The sequence below is a fragment of the Sphingopyxis sp. EU05-FHT14B03 genome (assembly GCF_058790875.1).
Window position 1 is genome coordinate 1,273,042 of sequence record NZ_JBYTDC010000002.1, and the last position, 17,069, is coordinate 1,290,110.

At 63.7% G+C, this 17,069-nt stretch carries 37 protein-coding genes and 1 pseudogene; 21 read left to right on the plus strand and 17 right to left on the minus strand.

From position 1 onward, the window contains the following. Positions 1-115: 115 nt before the first annotated feature. The 17 genes and pseudogenes from AC3WS4_RS15285 to AC3WS4_RS15365 form a co-directional block, all read right to left on the minus strand. Positions 116-334, minus strand: coding sequence for a hypothetical protein (locus tag AC3WS4_RS15285; protein ID WP_492739418.1), 219 nt, complete (start codon positions 332-334; stop codon positions 116-118). After that, positions 327-629, minus strand: a complete 303-nt coding sequence (locus tag AC3WS4_RS15290; protein WP_492739417.1) for a hypothetical protein — start codon at positions 627-629, stop codon at positions 327-329. The genes AC3WS4_RS15285 and AC3WS4_RS15290 overlap by 8 nt, the downstream gene beginning before the upstream one ends. Further along, positions 622-801, minus strand: a complete 180-nt coding sequence (locus AC3WS4_RS15295) for a hypothetical protein (protein WP_492739416.1) — start codon at positions 799-801, stop codon at positions 622-624. The genes AC3WS4_RS15290 and AC3WS4_RS15295 overlap by 8 nt, the downstream gene beginning before the upstream one ends. 27 nt (positions 802-828) lie before the next feature. Continuing rightward, positions 829-996 (minus strand): hypothetical protein, encoded by a 168-nt coding sequence (locus tag AC3WS4_RS15300; RefSeq protein ID WP_492739415.1) that lies wholly within the window; start codon positions 994-996, stop codon positions 829-831. Then, positions 993-1,466: a hypothetical protein gene (locus AC3WS4_RS15305; RefSeq protein WP_492739797.1), complete on the minus strand. Its 474-nt coding sequence runs from the start codon at positions 1,464-1,466 to the stop codon at positions 993-995. Before AC3WS4_RS15305 ends, AC3WS4_RS15300 begins: the two co-directional genes overlap by 4 nt. 46 nt (positions 1,467-1,512) lie before the next feature. Continuing rightward, positions 1,513-1,956, minus strand: a pseudogene (locus AC3WS4_RS15310) (hypothetical protein); the annotation flags it as partial. Positions 1,957-1,979: 23 nt separating this feature from the next. Continuing rightward, complete coding sequence (locus AC3WS4_RS15315) at positions 1,980-2,327, minus strand: hypothetical protein (protein WP_492739414.1); 348 nt, start codon at positions 2,325-2,327, stop codon at positions 1,980-1,982. Continuing rightward, complete coding sequence (locus AC3WS4_RS15320) at positions 2,327-2,692, minus strand: hypothetical protein (RefSeq protein ID WP_492739413.1); 366 nt, start codon at positions 2,690-2,692, stop codon at positions 2,327-2,329. The genes AC3WS4_RS15315 and AC3WS4_RS15320 overlap by 1 nt, the downstream gene beginning before the upstream one ends. Beyond that, on the minus strand, positions 2,689-2,859 hold the full coding sequence (locus tag AC3WS4_RS15325) for a hypothetical protein (RefSeq protein ID WP_492742868.1): 171 nt from the start codon (positions 2,857-2,859) through the stop codon (positions 2,689-2,691). The genes AC3WS4_RS15320 and AC3WS4_RS15325 overlap by 4 nt, the downstream gene beginning before the upstream one ends. Then, positions 2,856-3,011 carry a hypothetical protein gene (locus AC3WS4_RS15330; protein ID WP_492739412.1) on the minus strand — a complete coding sequence of 52 codons (156 nt, stop codon included), beginning with the start codon at positions 3,009-3,011 and terminating at the stop codon, positions 2,856-2,858. The genes AC3WS4_RS15325 and AC3WS4_RS15330 overlap by 4 nt, the downstream gene beginning before the upstream one ends. Then, on the minus strand, positions 3,008-3,553 hold the full coding sequence (locus AC3WS4_RS15335) for a hypothetical protein (RefSeq protein WP_492739411.1): 546 nt from the start codon (positions 3,551-3,553) through the stop codon (positions 3,008-3,010). Before AC3WS4_RS15335 ends, AC3WS4_RS15330 begins: the two co-directional genes overlap by 4 nt. Then, the gene (locus AC3WS4_RS15340; RefSeq protein ID WP_492739408.1) at positions 3,553-3,807 is read right to left on the minus strand and encodes a hypothetical protein; all 255 of its coding nucleotides are present in this window, start codon (positions 3,805-3,807) and stop codon (positions 3,553-3,555) included. Before AC3WS4_RS15340 ends, AC3WS4_RS15335 begins: the two co-directional genes overlap by 1 nt. After that, the gene (locus AC3WS4_RS15345) at positions 3,804-4,097 is read right to left on the minus strand and encodes a hypothetical protein (RefSeq protein ID WP_492739405.1); all 294 of its coding nucleotides are present in this window, start codon (positions 4,095-4,097) and stop codon (positions 3,804-3,806) included. The genes AC3WS4_RS15340 and AC3WS4_RS15345 overlap by 4 nt, the downstream gene beginning before the upstream one ends. Continuing rightward, positions 4,094-4,501 (minus strand): hypothetical protein, encoded by a 408-nt coding sequence (locus AC3WS4_RS15350; RefSeq protein WP_492739402.1) that lies wholly within the window; start codon positions 4,499-4,501, stop codon positions 4,094-4,096. Before AC3WS4_RS15350 ends, AC3WS4_RS15345 begins: the two co-directional genes overlap by 4 nt. Positions 4,502-4,633: 132 nt before the next feature. Then, the gene (locus tag AC3WS4_RS15355; protein ID WP_492739400.1) at positions 4,634-5,257 is read right to left on the minus strand and encodes a hypothetical protein; all 624 of its coding nucleotides are present in this window, start codon (positions 5,255-5,257) and stop codon (positions 4,634-4,636) included. Between the two features lie 3 nt (positions 5,258-5,260). Continuing rightward, entirely contained in the window at positions 5,261-5,431 is a 171-nt protein-coding gene (locus AC3WS4_RS15360) for a hypothetical protein (protein WP_492739398.1), read from the minus strand. Beyond that, entirely contained in the window at positions 5,428-5,655 is a 228-nt protein-coding gene (locus AC3WS4_RS15365; protein WP_492739397.1) for a helix-turn-helix domain-containing protein, read from the minus strand. Before AC3WS4_RS15365 ends, AC3WS4_RS15360 begins: the two co-directional genes overlap by 4 nt. Between AC3WS4_RS15365 and AC3WS4_RS15370 the strand changes: the two genes are divergently transcribed. From AC3WS4_RS15370 to AC3WS4_RS15470, 21 genes are all read left to right on the plus strand, one after another. After that, a complete protein-coding gene (locus AC3WS4_RS15370) occupies positions 5,654-6,382 on the plus strand; it encodes a LexA family protein (protein ID WP_492739773.1) in 729 nt (242 codons plus the stop codon). The genes AC3WS4_RS15365 and AC3WS4_RS15370 overlap by 2 nt on opposite strands. A 6-nt stretch (positions 6,383-6,388) precedes the next feature. Continuing rightward, the gene (locus AC3WS4_RS15375) at positions 6,389-6,697 is read left to right on the plus strand and encodes a hypothetical protein (RefSeq protein ID WP_492739395.1); all 309 of its coding nucleotides are present in this window, start codon (positions 6,389-6,391) and stop codon (positions 6,695-6,697) included. A gap of 91 nt (positions 6,698-6,788) precedes the next feature. Continuing rightward, a complete protein-coding gene (locus tag AC3WS4_RS15380; RefSeq protein ID WP_492739394.1) occupies positions 6,789-7,064 on the plus strand; it encodes a hypothetical protein in 276 nt (91 codons plus the stop codon). Next, positions 7,061-7,393 carry an XkdD/Y8K6 family phage-associated protein gene (locus AC3WS4_RS15385; protein WP_492739392.1) on the plus strand — a complete coding sequence of 111 codons (333 nt, stop codon included), beginning with the start codon at positions 7,061-7,063 and terminating at the stop codon, positions 7,391-7,393. The genes AC3WS4_RS15380 and AC3WS4_RS15385 overlap by 4 nt, the downstream gene beginning before the upstream one ends. Beyond that, positions 7,390-7,842, plus strand: a complete 453-nt coding sequence (locus tag AC3WS4_RS15390; protein ID WP_492739390.1) for a hypothetical protein — start codon at positions 7,390-7,392, stop codon at positions 7,840-7,842. Before AC3WS4_RS15385 ends, AC3WS4_RS15390 begins: the two co-directional genes overlap by 4 nt. Further along, entirely contained in the window at positions 7,839-8,132 is a 294-nt protein-coding gene (locus AC3WS4_RS15395) for a hypothetical protein (protein WP_492739389.1), read from the plus strand. Before AC3WS4_RS15390 ends, AC3WS4_RS15395 begins: the two co-directional genes overlap by 4 nt. Continuing rightward, entirely contained in the window at positions 8,129-8,275 is a 147-nt protein-coding gene (locus AC3WS4_RS15400) for a hypothetical protein (RefSeq protein WP_492739388.1), read from the plus strand. The genes AC3WS4_RS15395 and AC3WS4_RS15400 overlap by 4 nt, the downstream gene beginning before the upstream one ends. 103 nt (positions 8,276-8,378) lie before the next feature. After that, complete coding sequence (locus AC3WS4_RS15405; protein ID WP_492739387.1) at positions 8,379-9,143, plus strand: hypothetical protein; 765 nt, start codon at positions 8,379-8,381, stop codon at positions 9,141-9,143. Next, positions 9,124-9,810 (plus strand): hypothetical protein, encoded by a 687-nt coding sequence (locus AC3WS4_RS15410; RefSeq protein ID WP_492739385.1) that lies wholly within the window; start codon positions 9,124-9,126, stop codon positions 9,808-9,810. Before AC3WS4_RS15405 ends, AC3WS4_RS15410 begins: the two co-directional genes overlap by 20 nt. Further along, entirely contained in the window at positions 9,807-10,181 is a 375-nt protein-coding gene (locus AC3WS4_RS15415) for a single-stranded DNA-binding protein (RefSeq protein ID WP_492739384.1), read from the plus strand. Before AC3WS4_RS15410 ends, AC3WS4_RS15415 begins: the two co-directional genes overlap by 4 nt. A gap of 1 nt (position 10,182) precedes the next feature. Beyond that, on the plus strand, positions 10,183-10,527 hold the full coding sequence (locus AC3WS4_RS15420; RefSeq protein WP_492742870.1) for a hypothetical protein: 345 nt from the start codon (positions 10,183-10,185) through the stop codon (positions 10,525-10,527). Continuing rightward, complete coding sequence (locus AC3WS4_RS15425) at positions 10,524-10,709, plus strand: hypothetical protein (protein WP_492739381.1); 186 nt, start codon at positions 10,524-10,526, stop codon at positions 10,707-10,709. Before AC3WS4_RS15420 ends, AC3WS4_RS15425 begins: the two co-directional genes overlap by 4 nt. Further along, positions 10,709-11,152 (plus strand): hypothetical protein, encoded by a 444-nt coding sequence (locus tag AC3WS4_RS15430; RefSeq protein ID WP_492739380.1) that lies wholly within the window; start codon positions 10,709-10,711, stop codon positions 11,150-11,152. The genes AC3WS4_RS15425 and AC3WS4_RS15430 overlap by 1 nt, the downstream gene beginning before the upstream one ends. A 109-nt stretch (positions 11,153-11,261) precedes the next feature. Further along, positions 11,262-11,852: a hypothetical protein gene (locus tag AC3WS4_RS15435; protein WP_492739379.1), complete on the plus strand. Its 591-nt coding sequence runs from the start codon at positions 11,262-11,264 to the stop codon at positions 11,850-11,852. Beyond that, a complete protein-coding gene (locus AC3WS4_RS15440) occupies positions 11,849-12,496 on the plus strand; it encodes a hypothetical protein (RefSeq protein WP_492739377.1) in 648 nt (215 codons plus the stop codon). Before AC3WS4_RS15435 ends, AC3WS4_RS15440 begins: the two co-directional genes overlap by 4 nt. Before the next feature lie 178 nt (positions 12,497-12,674). After that, positions 12,675-12,938, plus strand: coding sequence for a hypothetical protein (locus AC3WS4_RS15445; protein WP_492739375.1), 264 nt, complete (start codon positions 12,675-12,677; stop codon positions 12,936-12,938). Between the two features lie 403 nt (positions 12,939-13,341). After that, positions 13,342-13,632, plus strand: a complete 291-nt coding sequence (locus AC3WS4_RS15450; protein ID WP_492742872.1) for a hypothetical protein — start codon at positions 13,342-13,344, stop codon at positions 13,630-13,632. A 133-nt stretch (positions 13,633-13,765) separates the two neighbouring features. Then, a complete protein-coding gene (locus tag AC3WS4_RS15455; RefSeq protein ID WP_492742874.1) occupies positions 13,766-14,005 on the plus strand; it encodes a hypothetical protein in 240 nt (79 codons plus the stop codon). Beyond that, complete coding sequence (locus tag AC3WS4_RS15460) at positions 13,995-15,008, plus strand: site-specific integrase (RefSeq protein WP_492739370.1); 1,014 nt, start codon at positions 13,995-13,997, stop codon at positions 15,006-15,008. Before AC3WS4_RS15455 ends, AC3WS4_RS15460 begins: the two co-directional genes overlap by 11 nt. 283 nt (positions 15,009-15,291) lie before the next feature. Continuing rightward, on the plus strand, positions 15,292-16,326 hold the full coding sequence (locus tag AC3WS4_RS15465; RefSeq protein WP_492739369.1) for a mannose-1-phosphate guanylyltransferase: 1,035 nt from the start codon (positions 15,292-15,294) through the stop codon (positions 16,324-16,326). Positions 16,327-16,330: 4 nt separating this feature from the next. After that, positions 16,331-17,041, plus strand: a complete 711-nt coding sequence (locus tag AC3WS4_RS15470) for a helix-turn-helix domain-containing protein (RefSeq protein WP_492739367.1) — start codon at positions 16,331-16,333, stop codon at positions 17,039-17,041. The last annotated feature ends 28 nt before the right edge of the window (positions 17,042-17,069 follow it).

The window sequence follows — 17,069 nt, forward strand, 5'->3', positions numbered from 1 at the left end:
TGCACATGGCGACGGTCGGCTCCCGTCGCGCGGACGATCTGCATCATCGTGCAGGGGCCGTGCTTGTGCCAATAGGTTAGGACGCGATTGCGGGTCAAAGGCGGACGGCCTCGCTTCAATGCCCCCTCCACTTTGCATAGACCGTGATGACCGCACCATCCTGGACGATAACCCGGTGGCCCGAGCCAAGCTTGACGTTGCAATGGCCGAGCGTCGCGGCGAGCATGATCGCGGGCGAGGACAGGCGCTCGATTGCCACCTCGGGGCGCACATCCTCCACGCGCTCGATGTACCTATCAATCGGATCAGCGGTGACGGTCAGCCCCTTACCCATTACGTTCCCCTGTGGTGATTGCGCCTTGAATTTCAACGACTTGTCGGGCAAGAAGGGCCTGCGTCGCGTCTTCATCGAGCATGGGGACGATGCAATACCCCGCCTCATTGATGGCGGTGAGGGCCGCTTGGGCGGCGGCGCAATAGAGCGGACGATTGTCGTCCATCCGTTGCGTCCAGTAGAGCGGATGCTCGGTGCTTTCAGGCGCATCCCAGATCGTGGCGGGGTCGTCGATCCCTTTGGCTTGGGCGATCCAAAGCGCCCGCGCGATTGTTTGGATGAGGGTGTCAGTCATCGGCGCGACCGATCAGAGCAAAGCCAGCGAAGGCGCTCGCGACGATAAGAACAGAGGCCGCGTACTTCCCGCCCTCTGCAACCGCGAGGAACACCAATAACGCCAGATAGACCAGAATGGCGCAGGCCGCCGGAGCCAGCAGCGCGTAACCAATGACCTTTCGAATGCTCATTTCACTCTCCCCGCATTGATTGCCGCCTCAAGATTCCCGTCGCACTTCGACGATATCGAACTCATAGTCCCGATCCTCCCAGTTCCATTTCGAGGCAGGAAGCGCCTCCTTGCTCACCAGCCCGTTGCGGAACTTGACCCTCAGCAGGGTCTCGCCAGTGCGGGGGCGGCGCCATTTGGTGGGCGTCCAGTTCATGCATGGTGATCGACGAGCGCGGCGGTGCTTTCCAATTTCAGCTCGCCCGACTTGGTGTAGACCCACCGCATCCCGGTCTTGCCCTCGCTCGCCATGCGGGCGTTGTATCGGGCAGCCAGGTCGATCTCCTTGCCGTTCGGACCGCGCGATTCCTTCATCAGCGCGATCAGCTCGCTCGCCTTGGGCAACCAGCGTTCCCGTTGCGCCCATTCGTCGGCAGCGGCTTTCAGGGCGTGCGGGTTGACGGTGGCGAGGTCCTTGGTGAGCAGCGCCACCTTGGCCTGAAACGGCTCGTTCTCCGCCGCGTTATGGGGCCGGTAGCGCGTAGCCAGTTCCAAAACCGCCTGCCGGATCAGCGGATGCACGCTCAAGGTCTGCGGCCTCTCGGGTGGCGCGGGCGAGTGCATCCACGATAGGGTCTGGCCCGCGATTTGCTGGCCTTCCATGGGGCTGTGGTCGGGATTGTCCATTTCGTGGGGCTTTCATTTCGTCGGTCTCGAAAACGGTGGTCCAGCCGCGCTCGGCAGCGGCGGCGACAATCGGGCCGGGTGGCCAGCCATCCCTCGCCCACTGGTCGAGTTTGCGGACGATTTGCCGGTGGGCGCCCTCGGTGAGCGCAGCTTTCTTGGCTTTCCGGTTGGCTTTCAGGGCCGACCAGTCGGTTTCATCGACACCAACCGGACACGGAAACGGATCGGCCTTCACGCGCGGGGTGTTATTCACGGGGGTATGGGTGGGGGGGGTTAGATTATTTTCATTGGGGGGGGCGGGAAAGGGGGTTGGGTCGGGACTGTCCTGTGACTGTCCCGTGACTGTCACGTCCTCGTCACGGTCCTTGGCGCGCTGGCGGCGTTTGCGTTCGGCAGTCTTCGCCCTACCCTCAGCGGCGGCTTGGTCGCGCGCCTCCACAGCTTCCACCGCAAGCAGGATAAGCTGCGGCGTGGCCCCTTCGGCGATCATACTGCGGATGAGGTCCGAGTAGCTCACTCGTGCGTGGCCTGTTGCAAGGCGCCGGTACGCATGAAGCGCTGGAAATGAGCAGCCATGAGGCCGTCGATCATCCCCCGCGCTACGGCGGCGGGCACCATCTTCGAGCGCGTCAGGGTGCGATACTCGTCGCGATATTCAGGCGGGCACCATGCAAGGCGCGCTCGGCTAGCCCGAGTGGCTCGCTGGACCGCAACATCGGGATTGGCGCGCAGATAGGCCGACAACGAAGCGGCTGCGCGGGCCTTCACATCAGGCCTGCGCGCAAGAACGTTGACGTGCAGACGGCAAAAGCCTGAGACGTTTTTGTCCGACAGGGTCTTGCCGCAAGACGAGCAGTGCATCAGAAGCGCTCCTCTTTCCACTCGCCCTTGGCGCGCTGAACGGCTATGAACTGGAAAGGAAATTGAGCGGCGGCGACCTTGATTTTGACCCGCGCGTCATCGGTCCAGAAACCCTTGACCTCGTGGATCTCAAACTCCCCGTTGCGGCGCATGACCGCATAGTCCGGCGTGTAGAAGGTGTTGGCAGCGAGGCGCAGCTTGATGCCCTCGAACACATACCAGGCGATCTCCCCCGAGAGCAGCGCGGGCTTCAACACCCGGTCCTCGTAAAGCTTCTCTGTCTTGTTTTGAGTGCCGGCCTTCAATCGCCCTAGCGCACGCATGGCGGTCATTTGGGGCACGAAATCGCGTGGGGTGTAGCTCATACGGCCTGCGCCCCCAGCTTCCGGCAGATGTGCAGCCAGCGACGCTTGACGCTATCGCGGGTGCGCTCCAGCCCGCGAGCCGCATCGGAGAGCGTGTAGCCCTCGCTAATGACCTGCGCGAGATAGTCGGTCTCAGCATCGGACCATGGCTTGTCCCCCGGCTTCACAGTTCGCCCTCCAGCTTAGCAGCGAGGTCGTACCGCTTCATATCCATAGCCATGGCGTGAGCCTTGGTACGGGGGGATATGGCGTCCTTCTTGACGTAGCGGACGTGTTCGACGACCACCGGTTTGCGGTGGAATAGGGTGCGCCAGTTCATGCTGCGGCCCTTTCCTCGCGCCCGAAAAACAACGTCGAGCCGGATGCGCGGGCGTCAAAAAGATACCATGCGCAGTTGTCTTTTCCGGTCATTTTGCTATTAGGAATCCACTTGATCCGACCGACGCTCACGACCTTGCGGAGCAGTGGAAGGAACGGCGCGGACTGGCGAGTGTGCACCCAATCGGCGTCGAAAAGGAGCCACGTCGGCCCCAGAGCAGACAGGTGCAGGATCAGCGGATGCAGGGCCGTGCGCGCCCATGGCGGGTTGGTGATGATAAGCTGCCACGACAGACCGAGCGATTGCCGATCATGCGTCAGGGCATCGCGCCGCTCGATCCCTTCGGCCATAGGCTCAATGTCTGAGGCGTGGCCGCAGCGGTGGCCGAACGACTCCAAATGGCGCACAAGGGCGCCGTCGCCAGCGCAAGGCTCCGCAAAGGACGCCGTTGTCGGCAGGTGCGGGAGCAAAGGCCGCACGGCCTCTCGGGGAGTGGGATAGAAGTCGCGCGGGATGCGCTCGAACGACGAACGCTTGCCCATCACTGGTCACCCCGCAGCATCTCAGCCACCACAGCCCCACGAACCCGAAACTGCTTGCAGTATTCAAGGGTCTTATCCCTCTTATACTGGAGCTGACCGATGAGGTCAGTCTGGCGAGCGATGGTGGCGCGATCGTCGTCGAAGCGGCGAAGGTAGACGGTCCACATGCCAAGGCTGCCGATGACCATGCCGCCAAGCCCAATCGCCACGCTGACATTGTCCAATATGCCGCTACCAATGAGGTTGTAGATCATGCTGCCATCCTTTGCGTCCAGTGGGGCTTGCCGATGCCGCCGCATGTCTGCTTGCCGGTGGCGCGGATCGTTACGACGCGCGTGCTGGCGGAGCGGGACACCTCGATCATTCCGACCGATTCCAGAAAGTGCAGCGCGTTGACGATGACGGTCGTGCCGCAGCGGAAGCGCTCTGCGAGAATGGCATTCGAGGGGCATCGCTCGCCACGTTCGGCGGCGTCACGGATCACAGCGAAGATGCGGGAAGCCCGTTCGACTGCATGTTCGCGCTGCTCGGTAGAGGCGCTCATGCCGCACGCAGCGCGACGACTTTCGCGTCGAGCACCTTCTTTTCACAGGGGGCAATCAGGGGGCCGGCGGGGCTGTTTTCCTTGTGCGCGGCCTGCTTTGCTGCTATGTAATCCGCAGCCAGATCGGCGATTTCGTCGTGGTCCAGATCGTCGGGAAGCTGCACGATTTGCCGCCCCTCGGGGAGCAGCATCGAGAGCAGATCGTCGGGGATAACGCCGACCAACTGGAACAGCCCGGCGATGGACATGACGGCCTCGCCCCGCGCCCATGAGCCGAGCGTGTCAGTGCTTAAGCCGGTGTCGTGATGGACCGCCTTGCGGGTGATGCCCCGGTCCTCGGCGATGCGGAACACGTCCTGCTGCACGCGCTTTTGGCGGGCGGAAAAATCAATATCACGCGGCATTATTTTCGCTCCCGAGTTGGCTATTCAGTCGGTCATGGAAAGAGAGACACAGGAACCGGGCCGCGAGCCTGCGGATGCAAAGCCCATCGGTGAGACCCTGCCCGTCATCCTGTATGGAAGGCCGTTCGAGCTTCATGCGGCGCGGCCAAAGCGAGAGGCGCGCAAGTGATCGCCCCATTGGGAAGCCATGGCGCCGGCGATGCCCTGGAACGTGCGGCTGCGCTCTTTCCAGCGGTTCGGTCCAGGCGGCATCTTGTGGATGCGCGCCTCGCGGCCCTCGACAATGTTGGTCGGTGCCAGCTTCGGAAGACCCTTGAGCCAAAGGCAGGTCGCCTTCGTCTCGCCATGCCCGTACTGCCAGGGTTGAATGACCTGATCGGGCTTGCGGATGTGGCTGGAGATGACGCTGACAGGGTTTTCCAGGGCGATATGCGGAATGGGCGCATCCAGAAGGCGCTGGACGAACTCAAGCGCGCGGGCCTGGCGTCCGTCTGCTATCTTGGCAGCAAAATGCCGAGCGCCGCTGACCGCGAGGTCGGTACAGGGCGGGTGCGCGATCAACAGGTCCCACCCCATGCCGAGCAGAGGCAGCACGTCACCGACGATATGGAACGCCGGATCGCCCTCGGTCGGCAAGAGGTCGCAGGACCAGGCATCGAAGCCCCGCGCGCGGAAAGCATCGCGGACGGTCGCCGAATATTCGCAAGCGATGAGGACGCGCTCCCTGTCGGTGTGTGGTTGGTTCCCCCCGGACATCGGCTAGCGCCCGAGCGTGCGTTGTTTGGCACGGCCCGCCATCAGGCGACCGTGAACCCGTTTGATCGGGATGAACTTGAGCGGGACGGCGATGAAAAGCGGCTCCCCATCGTCGGGGACGCGCTCGACATAGTGCGGACCAGCCAGCACGTCGCGGAAGGTCCACTTGCTCATGCGGCCAACCCCGAGCGCTGCTCGAACTCGGAGCGCCAAACGGCGAACGGGACGCGGCCATTGGTCGCGGTCTCGATCATGCGCGCGGTGTCTGCGTCGGGGAAGCGCTGGCCATTGGCGTACCGCGTCACCGAAACCTGCTTTTTGCCGATCTGGCGGGCAAGCCCCGCGTGGGTCTCCTCACCGCTCAGATATGCCGCTAGGGAGTTTGCATAGGTGCTCATGGCCTGCCAGTATACCGAAACGGTATGTAAAGGCAATACCATTCTGGCCATTCCGCTGCTTTTCGGGAACGGGCAAGATATTCCAATGGGGTATCTCGATAAGCTTGCCGAGCTGCGCGCGAAGCGTGGGCTAACTCAGGCGCAACTCGCCGAGCGGATCGACGTCGCTCAGGCGACGGTGCAGCGCTGGGAAAAGGGCAAGCGGGAACCGGACTTTTCGCAGCTTCACGCGCTCGCCAGCGCGCTGGGCGTGACAGCCGGCGAATTGCTGGAACGCGACATGGCCGCCCCTGTCGGCCCGCGTCTGTTCGTCAAGGGGCGCATCGCCGCTGGCGTATGGCGCGCCGCCGTCGAAGATCCGCAAGACGAATGGGAGACGTTCTATGGGCGCCCCGACGTCACCGCGAACATTGAGCATCGCTTTGGCCTGCGCGTAATCGGCGACAGCATGGACGAGATATATCCAGACGGGACCATCGTCGAATGCGTGTCTCTTTTTGGCCGCGCCGAGGCGATACCAGGCAAGCGCGTCGTGGTCGTGCGAACCAACGATCAGGGGCTTTGCGAGGCCACCGTGAAAGAACTGGTAGAGCGCGAGGGTGAGCTTTGGCTAGTCCCTCGGTCGCGGAACCCCGCCCATGCGCCATTCAAGCTCAACGGCCCATCGGGTGATATTGTCGAGACGCGCATCGCCGCCGTTGTCGTCGCTTCGGTTCGCCCAGAATAGCCCCGCGTGGTCGATCCGCTTACGCCTCAGCAGCGCGAGCAGCTAATCGAACATGCCTTTGAACTGGTCGCGGCAGTAAACGACAATCTCAAGCTGGCGAATGAGACCAAGGCCATTTCATTTCGCGAGTCCCATTGGGAGGTCGCTAACATGGCTTTGAACAGGCTGACCGTGCTGGCTTCGATGTACCCGTTCCTCAAAATACAAAACCTCGAAGCCGTCGATGCCAGCGTTCGCGCGGTGGCCGACGAGACAAAAATGATGATCGCCGAGAATGTCCGGCGAGCGCGCGAAAGCGGCAGATATGGCCGCTGATACCATAACGGTATTTTCCATTTGACAGCATAATACCGAAACGGTATACCTTCCTCAGACACCCGGGAACGCCCGGACTGAGGAGGATGAGATGGCCACCGAGGAAACAGACGCCGAGCGCAGCACCCGCCACATGGCCGAGCGCGCCGCCGTCATCGCAGACAGCACCTATCGCGGCTGGAGCGTCCACTACGACAACCCGCCGATCCCACTGCGCTCGATGGACTGGTCGGCAACCTCGCCGGACTATGACGTCGATTGCGACAGCGAAAGCTGCTGGGTCTGCTCGGGTCAGCAGGTCCATGCCGCGACCCATGACGCGCTCTGCGCTGAGATCGACGCTGCTATCGAGGAGCAGTCGGCATGACCTCCCCCGCACAGCACGACAATCATGGCACTTCGCATACGCCGGGGCCTTGGTCGGCAGAGCGCGCCGTTGACGAGAACGGCTTCGAGACCGGCAAGGTCTGGATCATTATGAACTGCGCGCCGTGCGGTTACGACTTTGACCGCTGGGAGGATGCTGTCCTCGCCGCAGCCGCGCCAGAACTTCTGGCGGCGCTGCAACGGATGATGCCGGACAACCTGTGCTCTGACAATCCGAACGTTCCTGACAACGCAATTGTGCCCGTCGATTTTTACTACGGCGAACTTCGTCAGGCCCGCGCCGCCATCACCAAGGCGCTTGGCCAATGAACGCGCCCACCAAGATCGACGATGCCACCCGCGAGGCTTACCGCATCAATGAGCGGCCCCGGATCACGAAGGACTTTCTCGTGCGCCGCCGCCTCAACGAGCTTGGCCTCGCCGCAGCCGCCCTGTTCGGCCTCGCTGCCTGCAAAGGCCCGATCACCCACGGCCATCAAGAGGTCGTCATGGGCCATCTGGACGAGCTGTTCGGGTTCACCCCGGCGGAAAGCCAGCAGGCCAGCGACATGCTGTTCGAGGCGACGCTCAACCACTCGATTGCCGACTGGGACCGCCCGCGCATCGACGCCTGCGCCACCGAGTTGACCCGCATCGCGTCGGGCTATCGCGGGCGCGAGTGGCAGGCCCGCGAGATTTGGGCCGCTGGTTACGAACTGTTCGAGATCGACAGCCTTTGGGAGGCTTCCTGTCCTGTGGGTGAAGGAGAAGCAAAATGACGCCTGACGAAAAGCGCGGCTACTCGAAGGGGTACGCCGCTGGGCAGCGCCGCACGACCCACAACGGGCAGTTGGAGAAACGTGCAGCAATGCGCGAGGACTTCATCCAGCGCATGATGATTGCCATCGCGCCCCAGATGATCGCCCGCCCTTGGGGCAACGAGGTCAATGGAGAGTGGAAGGCGCATCGCGGCGGCGTGGAGATTATGGCCAGCGTACGCGCCGTGGCTTCGGTGGCGGCAGACCAATGCTCGTTCGTCGTCCCGGCTGAACCGGAGGCAGCCCAATGATCCGCGCCTTCACCCGCCGCATGACGCAGCCCTTGAAGAACTGGCCGCACATTCCCTTCGATGGGCTCCCCATCGCTGAGGTCGGGGCTTTGGTTGTTGCTGCCTTTGGGTTGGGGTTCGGTCTTGTTTGGACACTGTCGTGACGGCGCTTCCGCTTCGCGGACCGTGGCTTTCGCCCTTCGGGTCGAGCCAGCTTCGCCGTCTCGCCGCTTCGCGCATCAATCCACTAGCGGAAGGAATTTCCCAATGAACGCTCTCGTTCCCATCTCCAACAATGGCGCTGAATATCGCCAGTCAACCGATGCCGCTGGCCTTTGCCGCGACATCGTCATGCAGACGGCCAAACCCATCCAGGGGCGCAAGTTCGTTTCTGTAGAGGGGTGGCAGGCCATCGCCATTGCCCACGGCTGCGCGGCTGGCGCGCGGGATGTCGAGAAGATCGACGGCGGAGTGCGCGCTATCGGCGAGGTCCGCCGGATGGATGATGGTCGGATCATCTCCACGGCAGAGGGCTTTGTCGGCGAGGATGAGCCGACTTGGTATGGCGGGGAAACCGTCTCCTACGGCAAGAAGAAGGTGCTGCCGAAGCGGGCTGACTACGCGATCCGCGCGATGGCGCAGACCCGCGCGATCAGTCGAGCTTGCCGCTCGGCCTTCGCCCACGTTGTCGTGATGATCGACGCCGACCTTTCGACGACGCCCGCAGAGGAAGTGCCGGACGGCGGCTTCATCGACCATGCGCCTCAGGGTTCGGCCACCAATGCTGCGCCCAAAGGGATGCCAGACGATGAATACAACCGCCTCACCGGCAAGATGAAGGCCGCAGGCGTCACCGCTGAAAAGCTGCAAGAGGCGTATAAAGTCGCCGACCTGCGCGACCTCGATCAAGCCCAATATGCCGCAGCGATCAAGCGGCTCGACCTGACCATCGCTGACAAGGCGAAGGCCTCCACCAACGAGCAGGCCAAGGACTTTGGGAAGGAGCTTCTCGATGACGAAATCCCCTATTGAGATCGGCCACAACGCGCCGCCGCCGGACGCGTTCTTCGGGCTGCACATCGACGACCTGTTCGCTCTGCTGTCCGACACGCTCTCAGGGGGCGCGGTGGATAGCGACGAGAAGGAAGCGGCCATAGACGCCCTGCTCGACGACTTCCGCAAGGCCGCGAAAGACGCCGACAAAGCGCGCGCCGCCGAAAAGAAGCCGCACGACGACGCAGGCAAGGCCGTGCAGGAAAAGTGGAAGCCGATTGTCGCCAAGGCCGACCGGGGCGCCGACGCCTGCAAAGAGGCCCTGACGCCCTACAGGATCGAAAAGCAGCGCATCGCCGACGAGGCGGCACGCAAGGCCCGAGAGGAAGCGGAGGCCAAGCAGAAGGCTGCGCAAGAGGCTCTACGCCAGTCCGAAGACCTTGAGGCCAAGTTTCAGGCCGAACAGGAACTGGAGCAGGCGAAAAAGCTGACAGCGGTCGCCAATCGCATCGACCGCGCTCCCACCGGCCTGCGCACCCATTGGGAGGCCGAAATCACCGACCGGGGAGCGGCGCTTCGCCACTACCTGAAAGCGCAGCCAGACGAGTTTGCGGACCTGATCCAGACGCTCGCCGATCGCGACGCTCGCGGCACCCGCGCGCCCGTTCCCGGTGTCACCTACCACGAAAGGAAAAAAGCAGCATGATTACAGTGACCGTCGCGGGTAACGCGGGCAAGGATGCCGAGGCCAAAACAACGCAAGGCGGCGACAGCTTCTGCGCCTTCTCCATCGCCGGAACCGCTGGCTTCGGCGAGCGCGAACAGACCGTTTGGTTCGACGTGACCAAATGGGGCAAGGGTTCGGACAGTCTCGCCCGTCATATCCTCAAGGGAACACCTCTCGCCGTGACTGGCGAGCTTTCGACCCGCGAGCATGACGGCAAGACTTATCTGCAAATCCGCGCCGACCGGATCAGGCTGCAAGGCTCGCGCCAGACCGGCGGAAGCGACAACCGCCAGGCCAATCAGAATGGCGTCGGCACCGACCACGACCTCAACGACGACGTGCCTTGGTAAGATGGGCGCGCCGGTCAACCACAAGCGGATGCGCCCCAAGGCTGGCGCGGACCCCACGGCGGCAGAGCGTCGCCACTGGGACCGCGTTGCCGCCAAGGGATGCGTCGTGACTGGCGGACCGGCCACCATCCATCATCCTACGGGATATGCTGATCGCATGGGCCGCGTAGCCCGCTCGCACCGCGTCGTCGTCGGGCTGGCACCGCACCTGCATTTTCACGACCACGGCGAGTTTTCAGTCGAGCGCCTTGGTCACCGCGGTTTCTATCAGGAATGGGGCGTGGACCTTCTGGCGGTCGGGTTGGCCGAGGAAGAAGAAAGCGTCGCCTTGGGGATTTTGCCATGAACATCAATCTGTCCGAACTCCAAAGGCTGGCGTTTGCCATTGACGATGTTGTCGGCTTTGAGACCGACAATTCGTGCGGCGATCCCGATTGCTGCGGCGGTCCGTACTTCACACGCGAGCAATTCGACGAGGGCGTGAAGGTGATGGCGCAATTCGGCCTTGCCTATGTGGGGCCCGCGTGATGGCTGAGACCGAGCCCCTCCTTTTCCGCGCCACGCTCGGCACGCTGCGCCCCATCACCGGGGCGGCTACGGACGCACTCAAGGCCATCCCGGCGAACAGCACTGTCCGCGTCGAGATTAAGCGCACAGTTGGCAACACAAGGCGCATGGCGTGGTATTGGGTCATGTTGCAGCTGACGCTGGACAACCTGGCTGATGCCTTTGACGGCCCGATGACGACCAAGGCGCTGCACCGCTGGCTCAAGCGCGAGTACGGCCTCGCCGTACCGATCCGCAGCCACAAGACCGGCGAGGTGATCGACTGGGATTATGACAGCATCAGCTTCGCCGCGATGCCGGAAAACGAGCGCTCGCAATTCATCGACTGGGTGACGGAAACGCTGTCGCGCCGCCTTGGCGTGGACGGGGCGACCCTTCGCCAAGAAGCCGAGCAAGCCGCATGACCGCGCAAGTGGACACTGACGCGAAGCGCCAAGACCCAGCGGGGCTTGGTCCGAAGGATAGTGGCCCGGTCGCGAAGCGATCCGCCCAAACGATTTCAGGAGAAATATCATGACCACCCCCGAGACAGCGCCGATCGAGGTGACGCAGGCGGATCGCGAAGCCGCTTGCAAGTATTACGGCTACGACGACGAGAAGGATTTGCTCTATTGGGGCAACGTTTCTCAGCACCGCGACGTCGAGCGACTTGCCACAGCCTTCGCCCGCCACCGCACCACCAACGAGACAGCTCGTCAGGATGGATTGCGGGAGGCGCTGCCCCGTCTCGACGATGGGCTGATCGAAGCTGCACTGGTGGCGCATTACGGCAAGGGTACGACCGGCATTGACGGCTTGGACCTGACCGCGAACGACGTCAACTGGACGTTCCGCGATGGCTTCAAACGCATGTGGGCCGGGGTTCGCGCTGAACTTAAGCGCCGCGCCGCCCTATCGGATATCAGCCCCCTCGCCAACGAGGCCCCGATGGATCAGCTACAGCGCCTCGGGCAGGAGTTCGATGCCGCCAACGATACGGGGGCGTTGAGGGACATTGCTGCCGAACGCGCCCGACAGGTCAGCGTCGAAGGCTGGACGCCAGAGCATGATGACGAACATGCCGATGCGCAAATGGCCGGCGCTGTGCAAGGAATAGGAGAATGAGGATGGTGAAGCAGGATGGATTGCGGGAGGCGCTGGTCAAAGAGACGCTGAGCGCGCCGGGAACTGTAACGGTTCGGATCAGCCGCACAGTCGCTGTTGACCGGTTGTGGCGCGACCCCGCTATGCGGGAGCGGTTCGAACAGGAGCGCGACTATCCGTACAAACTCAAGGGCGACGCGACCGACGAGGAACTTATCTTTACTGGGTATGCCGCTCGCTACCACCGGGAGTTCCGCGAGTGGGCGCTTGAACTGCTAAAGGCTGACACGGTGCGGGAGGCAATCGCCGCCGTGAACAGTGACCTAGCGGACGCTGTGGCCCTTGTGAGCGATGACGACGTTGCCGCCGTGGGCGAAGCCATCCGCGCCGCCCTATCGGATATCAGCCCCCTCGCCAACGAGGCCCCGATGGATCAGCTACAGCGCCTCGGGCAGGAGTTCGATGCCGCCAACGATACGGGGGCGTTGAGGGAGGAAATCGAGCGACTTAAGGTTGAGAACGAACGCCTCACACGGGCAGTTGGCAGCGGAATTCTCCGCGATCTTCTTACCCCCGATGAAAGCGACGAGTTCGTCAAATTCATCCAGTTTCTGCGCGGTCAACGCAACGCCGCCCTCTCTCCCGATGATGGAGAGGGGAAGTGAGCGTCAAGAACGATAGCTGTCATCCTGACGATCCGGGGCAGGACTACATCGACTGCCCCAACTGTGCCGCTGGTCGCATCTACTCGCTCGAATGCGATTGCTGCGGGTGGGAGGAGGGCAAACCCCCGCGAGACTGGTCATACCGTAGTCGGGCCGACAAAGAGAAGGGCGCAGGTCAATGAGCCTCGTTGCCGAACTCGCCGATGCGGAAGCTCGCGTCGAAACGCTCAAACGCGCGATCCGACAGGGGGCGTGCGCGGAGTATGGTCACGATTGGCAATCAAGCGGCGGCTGCAACGCTGGCTGCGACCGGGATGACGACTGCGGTTGCAGCGTCACGGTCAATGTTTGCGCGAAATGTGGCGACTGCGACTATGGCGATAACGCCGCAGCGGAGGACGTTCGCACGAACTGCCGCATGATGCGGGGCGCAGGTCAATGAGCGGCGAGCTGATCGAGCGGCTGCGGGAGCGGCAAACGTTGTGCCGTATGTCGGGTGGGCGGACAGTAACGGTCCCTGACATTCTGTGCAACGAAGCCGCCGACGAAATCACCCGCCTCCGCGAATTGCACCGAGCAGCACTGGACGTAGCGGCCGCGAATCTCGCCACCGCGACCCGCCTCCGCGCCGAACTCTCATCCCTACGCGGGGAGGAAGCATGGGAACGCCTTAAGGCACGCTGCTGCTCTGACCCGACGAAGGCGACCCAGTGCGTCATGGTCAGCAAGGCGAACTTTCTCGCAGCGATTGCCCACCCGCTCCCCGACACAGTTTTACCGCGTCCTCGGCGCAACGCCAGCCCCTCCGAGGTGAAAACGGGGCGGCAAGGAATAGGAGAAGTATGATGGATGAGAGTGAAAAGCTTCCCTGCGTCATCGCCATCTGCAAATGCGGATGCGGGCGGGTTGTCTATGCGAACGCCGGGGAACTGAGCAGCGCGGAGCAGCGCGAGATCGGCAAAATGGTCGCTGAGGGCTACGACGTGTTGCGCACCACAGTTGGTGACGCTCGGTCACGCGAATGGTTCTGCGCCACCCGAAAGCAAGCCCGCATGGACGCAGAAGCGGCCAAGCCCGAGAATGTGCAACGCCGCAAGTATGAAGCCGCGATGGCTGAAATGGGCGGTGCAGCATGACCCGCAAGCTCGGCATAGGCGCCATAACCAAGGGGTCGAACAACTGGACGCCCCGCACGTCAACGGCATGGCAGCGGGAACGCGCGTCCGGCCCCCTCTTGCCCATGGACCAGCCCCGCAAGCGGCTGTGGGATTGGGTGATGGGGAGGTGACGGCACCCTACTGGCCTGCAATGATGCTCCGAAAGACGGCTGCCGCATATTGCGAGCTGTCGGAGGCGGCATTCGAGCGCGAGGTTTCCGGCGGCACCCTGCCCTTGCCCGTCATCCTTGGGGGCAAGCCGCACTGGCACCGTGAGCAAATCGACGCCATGCTGGCCGACCTTTCTGGCGCTGGCGACTGGCGCGCAACGAGCAATCTCTATGCGGCATAAGACCATCCTCTACGTGAAGCGGGTCAAGGCGCGCGGGCGCTTCTACTACTATTTCGACACGGGCGCCGAAAAGGACGGGAAGCCCGTTCACAAGCGCCTGCCCGATCCGTCGTCGCGCGAGTTTGGCGGGGTCTACGCCGCCCTCCTAGGCCACCGCACGCGCCGGAAAAGCGCCAACACCATCATGACGGTTCGCCAGTTGATCGGCCTGTACGAAAAGAGCCAGGTGTTCCAAAAACTGGCCGACAGCACGCGCAAAACATACTCCATTCACCTGCGAAAAGTCGAGCACGAAATGGGCGATGCGCCCGCTGCGAGGGTCGAGCCGCGTGACTTAACGCAGATGCTCGACAAGATGTCAGACCGCCCCGGCGCGGCCAATCTCGTCCTGTCGGTGGTCGGCGCCGTCTATCGCTGGGGACGCCAGCGCCACCACGTTCCGGTGACTATCGACCCGACGCGCGACGTTGAAGCTATGGAGATGGGGGAGCACAGCCCTTGGCCCGCTGCCGTCCTGTCCGGCGCGCTCGCGAGCGAGACTGACCGCGTGCGACTGGCAACCCACTTACTCTACTACACGGCGCAGCGGATCGGCGATGTCGTGAAACTGCGCTGGTCAGACATTCGCGATGGCGTGCTGCATATGCGCCAGCAAAAGACCGGCAGGGAATTGACGATACCGCTGCACAGCGCACTGGCGGCGGAACTGGAGAACACCCCCAAGCGCGCACTGACGATCCTGACGACCGTCGAGGGGCATAGCATCGGCCCGCAGCCCATTCGCATTGCCCTCAAGAAGCACTGCGCCGCGTTCGGCCTCGATCTGGTCCCCCATGGGCTGCGCAAGAATGCCGTCATCGCACTGCTGGAAGCAGGATGCTCGATTGCTGAAACCGCGTCCATATCAGGGCAGACATTCCAGATGGTCGAACACTACGCGAAGCTGCGCGACCAAGGCAAACTGGCGAGCGCTGCCGTCCTCAAATGGGAAGCGAACAAATGAGGAAAATGGGAAGCGAACAAATGAGGAAAATGGAAAACATGGAAAAAGCACCGCTGATCCGCGCCGTGGATAACGCTTGTGGTTTTGTGTCGGTTAACTTTACACACAGGTTGGCGCCGACCGCTCTGGATTGCTTCGCTTCGCTCGCAATGACGAGCCTCCAAATGCTCCGTCATTGCGAGGAGCGAAGCGACGCGGCAATCCAAAGCGGTTCAAGGCCAGCCTTGCACCATTAACCCATTCAAGGGATGACCATTCCGTCCGAAAGGCTTAGACCGTCTCCATGACCCTGCAAATCCAACCCGTTATCCTGTGCGGCGGTGCCGGCACGCGGCTGTGGCCCGAATCGCGCGGGGATCGCGCCAAGCAGTTCCTGCCGCTCACCGGCGCCGACAGCCTGTTTCAGCAAACCGTCGCGCGTACGCCCGCCGGCGAGCATTTCCTGCCGCCGGTCATCCTGTGCGGCGACGGCCATGTCGCGACGGTGCGCGACCAGATGGGGGCGCATGAGGCCAGGCTGCTCGTCGAACCGATGCCGCGCAACACCGCCGCCGCGATCGCCCTCGCCGTCGCGCAGGCCGATGCCGACACCTTGCTGCTGGTGATGCCCAGCGACCATGTCATCGCCGACGTCCCCGCCTTCCACGCCGCGATCGCCAAGGCGGCACGGCTCGCGCAGGCGGACTGGCTCGTCACCTTCGGCATCACCCCCGAGCGCCCCGACACCGGCTTCGGCTATATCGCCAGCGGCGCCCCGATCGGCGAGGATGGTTTCGCGGTCGACCGCTTCGTCGAGAAGCCGCCGCTCGCAACCGCCGAGGCGATGCTCGCCGAAGGCGGCTACAGCTGGAACGCGGGTATCTTCCTGTTCCGCGCCGGGCGGATGCGCGATGCGATGCTCACCCATTGCCGCGCGATCTTCGAGGCCGCCGACAAGGCCGCGGCCGCCGGGATGCGCGATGGCGACGCGCTCTACGCCGACGCGCTGCTGTTCGAAAGCGCCCCGTCGGATTCGATCGACTATGCGGTGATGGAAAAGGACGACCGCGTCGCCGTCGTCCCTGTCGCGATGGGCTGGTCCGACCTCGGCAGCTGGCAGGCGGTCCATGCCCTCGCCGCGTGCGACGAGGCCGACAATGCGACCGTCGGCGACGTCTTTCTCCACGACAGCCTCGGCAACCTGATCCGCGCCGGCGGCAAGCGCGTCTCGGTCGTCGGCATGGAGGGGGTCGCGGTGATCGTCGACGGCGACGACATCCTGGTCATGCCGCTCACACGCTGCCAGGACGTCCGCGCCGCCGCGAAGGCGCGCGAATAGCCGCATGACCGGGTCGCACCGCTTTGCCGATGCGCCGCTCGGGCTGCTCGACCATCGCCCGCACGAACTGCGGATGCGCCATTGCCACAACCGCGCCTTCGTCGCGGTGGTGCTCGAGGGCGGCTATCAGGAGGCGGGGGACGAAGGCCGCTTCGACGTCGGCCCCGGCGACGTCCTGATCCATCACGCCTTTGAATCGCATCTGGGCCGCATCGCGGCGCGCGGTGCCCGCGTCCTCGTGCTCGACCTGCCGCCCGCGCTTGCCGCCACCGCGCATGTCCGCGGCCATGTCCGCGACCCCGACCGCCTCGTCCGCCTCGCCGCGCGCGACCGCGACGCCGCCACCGCCGCGCTCGGCGAGGATTTCGTCGCCGCGCCGCCGTCGGCGCTCGACTGGCCCGACCTGCTCGCCGGCGACCTCCGCCGCCTCGACCCCTTCGCCCTGTCCGCCTGGGCCGAGAGCAAAGGCGTGCGCGCCGAAACCCTCAGCCGCGGCTTCCGCGCCGCCTATGGCTGCACCCCCAAGGCGTATCGCGCCGACGTCCGCGCCCGCGCCGCGCTCGCGGCGATCCGCACCACCCCCGACGCGCTGACCGCGATCGCCTATCGGCTCCACTTCACCGACCAGGCGCATATGACCCACGCCGTCGCGCGGCTCACCGGCGCCACCCCGGGTTTCTGGCGGCGAGGTCAATTGGCTACAAGACCCGCCTGATCCGATCGTGTAGGATTGGGGCAACACA